The following is a 7,965-nucleotide window of genomic DNA, read 5'->3' as shown; positions in this document are numbered from 1 at the left end:
TCGTAGCGGTGGATCGCGCCGCCCTCCGGTCCGCCGCCGGTGCTGGTGTGGCCGTGGCGGTAGGGCAGGCCGGTCAGCCGGTCGTCGATCCGGGGGAAGTCGCCCCGCCGGTCGTCGAGTTGGTCCTCGCGGACGGTGCCCGCGGCCAGGTCGACCGTCCAGCGCCAGAGCGAGCCGGTCTGGTCGAGGCCCACCCCGTCGCCCAGCCGGTCGTAGCGGACGACGTCCAGGACGAGGCGCCGCCCGGCCGCCTCCTCGTAGGCGCCGAGGGTGTGGAAGACGTAGCAGGGCCCGAGCTCGAACCAGCGCACCGGGCCGTACGGGTCGTCGCGGCGCAGCACGCCGAGCCGGGCGCCGTGCTCCGGGGACCAGGTGTACGGCAGGCCGCCGCCGGCCCTCGCGCGGCCGCGGTCGAAGACCATCGGCAGGTCCATGAACAGCACGTGGCCGGCGGTCAGTTGGAAGTCGTGCATCATCGTGGGCGCGGGCACCTCGATGTCCCGGCTGACAGTGAGCTCGCCGGCGGCGTCGGCCCGGTGGTAGGTCAGCGCCGGGCCGTCGAAGCCGCCGTAGCCGAAGAAGTGCAGTTCGCCGGTGGTCGGGCAGGTCTTCGGGTGCGCCGTCATCGCGGTCCGCAGCCGGCCGCCGAAGTCGTGCGGGCCGAGGGTCTCCCACTCGTGGCCCGGTCGGCAGTCCAACGCGTAGGGGTAGGAGGACTCGACCAGCGCCAGGGTGCGCCCGGCGTGCCGGACCACGTGGGTGTTGGCCACCCCGGCGGTCAGGTCGCGGGCGCCTCGCTCGTCGCGGACCCGGGCGCCCGAGGTGAAGGTGCTGGTGCGCACCCAGCGGTTGCGGTAGGAGACGGCCCGGCCGCCGTCCAGCCGGACGCCGTGCACCATGCCGTCGCCGAGGAACCAGTGGGCGGCGGCGGCCTCGCGCGGGTTGGGCCCGTTGCGCAGGTACCAGCCGGCGAGCGCCGGCGGCAGGGCGCCGGTCACCGGCAGGTCGGTGACGGTGAGTTCGTCCGGAACGGGGGCGTAGGCGCCCAGCAGGTGGGGGGCGGTGGTGGTCATGGCTCGGTCTCCGCGGCAGGTGGGTGGGGTGGCGGCTCGGGTCAGCGGGCGGCGGCCGCGGCCAGTCGGGCCCGGGCGGCCTTCGGGTAGCGCTGGGAGAAGACGGCGGGCACGACGAAGCCGGCGACCTGGCAGGCGACGGACGCGGCGGTGCCGGCCCTGGTGGCGTCGCAGGCGGCCAGGGCGGCCGCGGTCAGGGTGAAGGAGAGTGCCCAGGCCGCGGTGATGACGGTGTTGATGCGCAGGAACGCCCGGGTGTGCCAGACGGCCTCGGGCACCGAGCGGCGGGCGATGCCGAGGGTGAACGGCCGCCGGACGGCCAGCGTGCCCCAGGCGGTGACGGCGAGCCAGGCGATGGCCAGGCAGCCGGCGTAGTCGCGCACCGGCGAGTGGGGGGCGGCGAACGCGAGGGCCGTCAGGGCCGCGAAGTAGCCGATGGTGCTGAACTCCAGGATCAGCGCGTCGGCCGCGACCCCGGACCGGCGGTCGTGGACCAGCAGCGGCACGGCGGTGACCAGCCCGGCCAGGGCGCCCCACTGCCACCCGGCGGTCGACACGGCGGCGAAGGCGATCCACGGGACGAAGCCGCGCAGGTAGTTCATGGCAGGTACTCCTCGCTGGGGCCCGGACTCTGACGTTCCAAAGCTGATAGGTCGAAAGTAGAAGGTCCGGCTCGACATGTCAATTGTGGAAGGTAGGATGGGGAGCATGAGCCTCCGCTATGCCGTCCTCGGCCTCCTGGTCGGCCAGCCCGCCAGCGGCTACGACCTGATGAAGGTGTTCAACACCTCGCTGGCCAACGTCTGGCCCGCCACCCAGAGCCAGGTGTACGGCGAACTCGCCCGCCTCGCCGACGCCGGCCTGATCGACGTCGCCGCCGAGGGCCCGCGCGGCCGCAAGGAGTACACCCTCACCGAGTCCGGCCTGACCGAGCTGCGCCGCTGGATGGTGGAGGAGCAGCCCGAGGCGCAGCGCAACAGCCTCCTGCTGCGGGTGTTCTTCCTGGGGGCGCTGACCCCGGACCAGGCCACCGACTACCTCGGTTTCCTCGCCGCACGCGCGGCCGGCCAGCAGGAGCGGCTGCGCCAGTTGCGGGAGTCCCTGGACTGGACCGAGGAGGGCATGCTGACCGCCAACGGCCGCCTGGTGATGGAGTACGGCCGGCGCCTGTTCGCGATGCAGGAGGAGTGGGCGCAGTGGGCCATCGCCCAACTCGCCGCCGCCGAGGGCGGGGCCTGACGGTTCCCGGCATCCGACGGTTGACCAGCACCGCCGTGGTGCAGGAGGAGCCAGTGGGAGGCCGGTGCGCCGGCGGCGGTCAGCTGTGCTTGACGATGACCGAGATGCCCCAGCCCACCGCTGCCAGCACCACGGCGAAGCAGAGCACGGCGACGGTCCGGCCGAGCGGGCCCGCGGTCCGCGGGGCGGCGGCCGCGCCGTCGGCGCCCGTGCGGGGCGGGGGGCTGAGGGCGCGCAGGCCGAGGGCGAACAGGGCCGGCAGGCCCGCGCCGGTCAGGGTGCCGACGACCACGATCCGCCACAGCGCGCTGAGGTTGACCCAGGAGTTCACGGCGTCACCCCGTCCTGCTCGGGGGCCGGGATGACGCTGCCGGTCCAGGCGGCGTTGACGTTCTCCGGTGTCACGGCCGGGTGGCGCGAGGCGGCGTAGAAGGAGCCCGAGGCCACCAGCAGGACGACGAAGATCACCACGACCCCGGCCGTCCCGCCGATGCCGTGCGCGACCCAGTAGGCGAGCGCCCCCACGATCCCGGCCGACGGCAGCGTGAACAGCCAGGCGGCAACCATCCGGCCGGCGATCTGCCAGCGGACCTCGGCGCCCTTCTTCCCCACCCCCGAGCCCAGGATCGACCCGGTCGCCACCTGGGTGGTGGAGAGCGAGTAGCCGAAGTCGGTGGAGCTGAGGATCACCGCGGCCGAGGCCGACTCGCTGGCCATCCCCTGCGGCGACTCGATCTCGACCAGGCCCTTGCCCAGCGCCCTGATGACCCGCCAGCCGCCGATGTAGGTGCCGAGCGCGATCGCCATCGCGCAGGAGGTGATCACCCAGGTCGGGGACTTCGCCCCGGCGTGCAGGGTGCCGTTGGCGATCAGTGCCAGGGTGATGACGCCCATCGTCTTCTGGGCGTCGTTGGTCCCGTGGGCGAGCGACACCATGGACGCCGACCCGATCTGGCCGAGCCGGAACCCGTGGTCCCTCGGGCGTTGGGCGATGTCGCGGGTGAGCAGGTAGACCAGGTAGGTGCCGAGCGCCGAGACCGCACCCGCGACGAACGGGGACAGTGCGGCGGGCACGATCACCTTGGCCACCAGCCCCTGCCACTTCACGGCCGAGGCGCCGGCCGCCGCCATGGTGGCCCCGACCACGCCGCCGATCAGCGCGTGCGAGGAACTGGAGGGGATGCCCAGGTACCAGGTGGCCAGGTTCCACAGGATGCTGCCGACCAGGCCCGCCATCACCACCGTCAGGGTGACGGCCCCGCTGTTCACCAGGCCGCTGGCGATGGTCGCCGCGACCGCGGTGGACAGGAACGCCCCCGCCAGATTGAGCACTGCGGAGAGTCCCACCGCGATGCGGGGGCGCAGTGCGCCGGTGACGATCGAGGTCGCCATCGCATTGCCCGTGTCGTGGAAGCCATTGGTGAAGTCGAACCCCAGCGCGGTGATGATGACGAGTGCCAGGACCGCGTCGTTTCCGGTCACGTGCACGAACTTAACCAGCGGACCCGGTCGCCCGGAGCGCGCGACACCCGGGGACCGCGGATCGCCGTGACCGTCATCCGATCGGCCCAGCGGCGGGCGCCGGCGCCGCGGGGGACGGACGCCTGACGGGCGGTCGGGAACGCCGACCGCCCGTCGGGCGGAGTGCGTGCGTGTCAGGCGGTGAAGCCGGCGAGGATGCCGTCCCAGAGGGCGACCCGGGCGGACAGGGCGCGGTGGACCGTGGCGGCGCACTCGGTCCACCGCTCGCGGTCGTCCCCGCACAGGTCGATCAGCATCTGCATGGCCATCGGGGTGTGCTGCTCGCCGTCCACCTCGATGTGGCGCGCGAGGTAGTCCTTGAAGACCGTCAGCCGCCCGTCCGCGTCCTCGATCCGGACCACCTGCTCGAACATCTCCGGGATCAGGTCCTCGCGGCCGAAGGCGAACGCGGCGGCCTGGCAGTGCACGGGGGAGGAGTCGATCACGTCCCAGGTGACGGCCATGAAGTCGGCCGCCGGGGCCGGGATCCCGGCCGCCTTCGCCGCCTGCGCGACACCGCTGCCGGTGCCGAGCAGCTGCAGGAACTGCTCCATCGGCGCGGTGTCGGCCCCGGCGCGCCGCATGCCGTCCAGGTACAGCTCGAAGTGGCTGATGTAGCCCTCGCCGAGCTCGTCGCTCTCCTCGACCAGCACGATCTCGTTGATCAGCCGCCGGCTCGCCGTCGGACCGCTCGGCACCCACGGCAGGTCCACGCAGGTCAACTGCCGCTGCAGGCACTTGAGCAGCGACATGAAGTCCCAGACCGCGAAGACGTGGCTCTGCTGGAACGTCCGCACCCGCTCCAGGGAGTTCAGTTCCCGGTAGACCGGATGGGCGACCACCTCCCGGCGCACGGGCTCGATCGCCTCGCGCAGCGCCGTCAGGCCCGGGTGCGAGCGGTCCCAGTGGTAGCGGTCGGATGTCATGGTGACTCCAATGTCGTAGAAGGGCCCCCGTGCTGACGCATCGTCGGAGGCACCCGCACGTGTCCGACGGCGGGCCACAGACTACGGGAACGGGGGCCGGGAATCCGGGGATTCGGACGATCCACCTCCGGTCGTGCGCCACGCTGCGGCGATACCGGAACGGTCGCCGTGATGCCCACTCGGTCCTGGCCGGTGCGGTGCGGGGCGTGGTGGGCTGGCGGCATGAGCGAAACGGCGGGCCCGGCCGGTGCGGTGGCACTGGTGACCGGGGCGAACAAGGGAATCGGGTACCAGGTGGCCCGGCAGCTGGGCGAGCGCGGGATGACGGTGGTGGTGGGGGCCCGCGACCCCGGGCGCGGGCGCGGCGCGGCCGAGGAGTTGGCGGCCGCCGGGGTCGACGCGCACCCGGTGGTGCTGGACGTCACCGACCCCGGGACGGTGCGGCGGGCGGCCGGGTGGGTCGAGGACCGGTTCGGGCGGCTGGACGTGCTGGTCAACAACGCGGGCGCGGCCGAGGACCCGGGGCACCGGCCCAGCGCCGCCGACCTCGACGTGGTCCGCGCGGTGTTCGAGGCCAACGTCTTCGGCGTGCTGACCGTCACCAACGCGCTGCTCCCGCTGCTGCACCGGAGCGCGGCCCCGCGGATCGTCAACGTCTCCAGCGGCATGGCGTCGCTGGCCGTCCAGAGCGCACCGGACAGCTACCTCGCGCCGGTGCCGGCGGTCGCCGCCTACCCGGCCTCCAAGTCCGCGCTCAACGCGCTGACGGTCCAGTACGCCAAGGAACTGCGCGGCGCCGGGTTCCTGGTCAACGCGGTGTCACCCGGACCGTGCGACACCGACCTGACCAAGGAGTTGCAGCGGGCCGGCTTCGCGATGAGCCGCACCGCGGCGCAGGGCGCGGCGGTCGTGGTCGGGCTGGCCACGCTGGGCCCGGACGGCCCGACCGGCGGATTCTTCGACGAGGCCGGCCCCGTGCCCTGGTAGCGCCGGCACCCCGCGGGTGACGGCCGGTCGGCCCGGGCGGCTATCGTGCCGCGCATGGACCTACGCCGCCTGCGGTACTTCGTGGCCGTCGCCGAGGAACTGCACTTCGGCCGTGCGGCGGCCCGGCTGCACATGTCGCAGCCGCCGCTGAGCCGGCGGATCCGCGAGCTGGAGGACTCGCTGGGCACCCGCCTGTTCGAGCGCTCGACCCAGGGCGTCCGGCTGACCGAGGCCGGGACGGTGCTGCTCGCCGAGGCGCGGGAGCTGCTGGCGGCGGCGGAGCGGGCGAGCGAACGGGTCCGGCAGACGGGCGGGCGGCGCACCCTCGTGGTGGGGTCGGTGGCCGGCGCCGGGCGCGGGCTCGGCCCGCGCACCGCCGAGGCGTTCCGGCGCAGCCACCCGGACACGCCGGTGCGGCTGCGGGAGACCGGGATCAACGACCCGACCGCGGGCCTGCGGGCCGGCACCGTCGACCTCGCGCTGACCCGGCTGCCCTTCGACACCGAGGGGCTGGCCGTCCGTCAGCTGGCGAGCGAGCCGGTGGTCGCGGCGGTCCCGGCCGGCGACCCGCTGGCCGGCCGCGAGCGGGTCACGGTGGCCGAGCTCGCGGACCGGCCGTGGATGCGGCTGTCGACCGACACCGACCCGGCCTGGCGGCGCTACTGGCTGGGCCGGGCCGGCCGGGCCGCCGAGGACCCGGACGGGCCCGGGGCCGAGGAGGACGCACCGGACCCGGCCGACGGCCCCGTGGTCCGGTCGGTCGCCGAGTGCCTGCACGCCGTGGTCTGGCAGGGCGCGGTCGGCCTGCTGCCCGCCGGCGCGGCCCGGCACCACCGCGTCGAGGGCGTCGCCTTCGTCCCGCTGACCGGCTACCCGCCCAGCCGGGTGGTGCTCGCCTGGCCGGCCGAGCGCGCGGATCCGGCCGTCGCCGCCTTCGTGGCGGCGGCCGCGGCCTGACCGGGCCCGAGGTCGGCCCGGCGGGGAGGGCGTCGCGCCGGGCAGGCCCGCCGGCTGACGGTCCGCCGGGCGCGCGTCGGCTGACGGTCCGCCAGGCAGGTCGTTGACGGGGCGAACTGGCGGTTCGTACGATGGCGGTGGCGAAGAGTGTCAGCCGCAGGCCCCGGCCGGCTGACCGGCAACCCCCACACTGCGGTGGGGTGCCCCGGGGATAAGCCGGGCGGCGTGGTGGCACGTCGCAAGCGCAGGTGGCGCCCGGTCGGGCGGGGGACGGAGAAGGTCGTGGTGCACGAGGTGGGTCGGCTGCGGGCGTTGGACCTGCGGCTGGTCGCCAGGCTCGACATCGACCTGCTGCGGCGCGCCAGTTCGCTCTGTCGCTGAGGTCCGAGGCCCGCCAGCGCCGGTACGGCGCGGGCCAAGCTCCCCTCCGGCCCCTCGCCCGCGCCCGTGCGCTCCGGCAGGGGGCCGACGTCGGCCCACCCCTCAGCGCCCCGCCCCAGGAGTACGGATGTCCATCGCCCCCGTGCGCGCCCCGCACGCCGTTCACAGACCGCTGCCCACCGGGCGGGAGGCCGCCCACCACCGGCTCTGCCAGGCCCTGGACGCCGCCGAGGCGGGCTCCGGCACCGTGCTCGCGCTGCACGGGTCGGTGGGCAGCGGGCGCAGCGACCTGCTGCTGCGCTTCACCGACCTGGCCGCCGAGCGCGGCGCCACCGTGCTGCTGGCCACCGGGTCGCCGCTGGAGCGCGAGTTCCCGCTCGGGCTGGCCCGCCAGCTGCTGCAGAGCGCCGCGCTCGACCCGGAGCAGGCCGCGGCGGCCGAACTCCTGCTGGCCCGCGGGATCGCCGAGAGCAGCCGCGGCAGCGGACCCGGCCGGCTCGGACAGCCCACCCTGGAGGGCCTGTTCGCGCTGGTCCGGGGTCTGGCCGAGGCCGGGCCGGTGCTGGTCGCGGTCGACGACCGGCAGGACGCCGACCCCGAGTCGCTCGAATTCCTGCTCTACCTGGTCCGCCGCACCCGCGGCATCGGCGTGCTCACCGTGCTCAGCTCGCGCGAGACCATGACACCGCCGAACCCGTTCTTCGAGGTCGAGCTGGCCCGCCAGCCGCACCACCGCCAGCTGCGGCTGGACGTGCTCTCCACCGCCGTGGTGGCCGAACTGCTCCGGGAGCGGTTCGGCGCGGCGGCCGCGGCCCGGTCGGCGGTGGCGGCGCACGCGCTGACCGGCGGCAACGCCCTGCTGGTGCACGCGCTGCTGGACC

The 7,965-nt window shown here is 74.8% G+C and carries 9 protein-coding genes and 1 riboswitch; of the genes, 4 read left to right on the top strand and 5 right to left on the bottom strand.

Annotated features, from left to right (window positions below; genetic code table 11):
- Both ACFW1A_RS35600 and ACFW1A_RS35595 read right to left on the bottom strand, forming a co-directional pair.
- Positions 1 to 1,073 (bottom strand): carotenoid oxygenase family protein (locus tag ACFW1A_RS35600; protein ID WP_380416747.1); only part of this gene is annotated, 1,073 nt, incomplete at its 3' end.
- A 41-nt stretch (positions 1,074 to 1,114) separates the two neighbouring features.
- A complete protein-coding gene (locus tag ACFW1A_RS35595) occupies positions 1,115 to 1,675 on the bottom strand; it encodes a hypothetical protein (protein WP_380416745.1) in 561 nt (186 codons plus the stop codon).
- A 106-nt stretch (positions 1,676 to 1,781) separates the two neighbouring features.
- Between ACFW1A_RS35595 and ACFW1A_RS35590 the strand changes: the two genes are divergently transcribed.
- Positions 1,782 to 2,312: a PadR family transcriptional regulator gene (locus ACFW1A_RS35590; RefSeq protein WP_380416743.1), complete on the top strand. Its 531-nt coding sequence runs from the start codon at positions 1,782 to 1,784 to the stop codon at positions 2,310 to 2,312.
- A 79-nt stretch (positions 2,313 to 2,391) separates the two neighbouring features.
- Here ACFW1A_RS35590 and ACFW1A_RS35585 read toward each other — a convergent pair whose 3' ends face one another.
- From ACFW1A_RS35585 to ACFW1A_RS35575, 3 genes are all read right to left on the bottom strand, one after another.
- The gene (locus ACFW1A_RS35585; protein ID WP_380416741.1) at positions 2,392 to 2,643 is read right to left on the bottom strand and encodes a hypothetical protein; all 252 of its coding nucleotides are present in this window, start codon (positions 2,641 to 2,643) and stop codon (positions 2,392 to 2,394) included.
- A complete protein-coding gene (locus tag ACFW1A_RS35580; RefSeq protein WP_380416739.1) occupies positions 2,640 to 3,794 on the bottom strand; it encodes an anion permease in 1,155 nt (384 codons plus the stop codon). Before ACFW1A_RS35580 ends, ACFW1A_RS35585 begins: the two co-directional genes overlap by 4 nt.
- A 173-nt stretch (positions 3,795 to 3,967) precedes the next feature.
- Complete coding sequence (locus ACFW1A_RS35575; RefSeq protein WP_380416734.1) at positions 3,968 to 4,759, bottom strand: DUF3050 domain-containing protein; 792 nt, start codon at positions 4,757 to 4,759, stop codon at positions 3,968 to 3,970.
- Between the two features lie 222 nt (positions 4,760 to 4,981).
- Between ACFW1A_RS35575 and ACFW1A_RS35570 the strand changes: the two genes are divergently transcribed.
- The 3 genes from ACFW1A_RS35570 to ACFW1A_RS35560 form a co-directional block, all read left to right on the top strand.
- A complete protein-coding gene (locus ACFW1A_RS35570) occupies positions 4,982 to 5,746 on the top strand; it encodes an SDR family NAD(P)-dependent oxidoreductase (protein WP_380416732.1) in 765 nt (254 codons plus the stop codon).
- A 54-nt stretch (positions 5,747 to 5,800) separates the two neighbouring features.
- On the top strand, positions 5,801 to 6,703 hold the full coding sequence (locus ACFW1A_RS35565; RefSeq protein ID WP_380416729.1) for a LysR substrate-binding domain-containing protein: 903 nt from the start codon (positions 5,801 to 5,803) through the stop codon (positions 6,701 to 6,703).
- A 139-nt stretch (positions 6,704 to 6,842) separates the two neighbouring features.
- Positions 6,843 to 6,954, top strand: a riboswitch (SAM riboswitch).
- 257 nt (positions 6,955 to 7,211) lie between these two features.
- Positions 7,212 to 7,965 (top strand): AAA family ATPase (locus ACFW1A_RS35560; RefSeq protein ID WP_380416723.1); only part of this gene is annotated, 754 nt, incomplete at its 3' end.

Source organism: Kitasatospora sp. NPDC058965 (assembly GCF_042741245.1).
Taxonomy (GTDB): Bacteria; Actinomycetota; Actinomycetes; order Streptomycetales; family Streptomycetaceae; genus Kitasatospora.
This window is presented reverse-complemented; position numbering and strand designations above follow the sequence as displayed.

Coding starts and splice junctions, on each gene's coding strand:
- ACFW1A_RS35565 (WP_380416729.1), top strand. CDS start 5,801: ATGGACCTACGCCGCCTGCGGTACTTCGTGGCCGTCGCCGAGGAACTG.
- ACFW1A_RS35570 (WP_380416732.1), top strand. CDS start 4,982: ATGAGCGAAACGGCGGGCCCGGCCGGTGCGGTGGCACTGGTGACCGGG.
- ACFW1A_RS35595 (WP_380416745.1), bottom strand. CDS start 1,675: ATGAACTACCTGCGCGGCTTCGTCCCGTGGATCGCCTTCGCCGCCGTG.
- ACFW1A_RS35575 (WP_380416734.1), bottom strand. CDS start 4,759: ATGACATCCGACCGCTACCACTGGGACCGCTCGCACCCGGGCCTGACG.
- ACFW1A_RS35590 (WP_380416743.1), top strand. CDS start 1,782: ATGAGCCTCCGCTATGCCGTCCTCGGCCTCCTGGTCGGCCAGCCCGCC.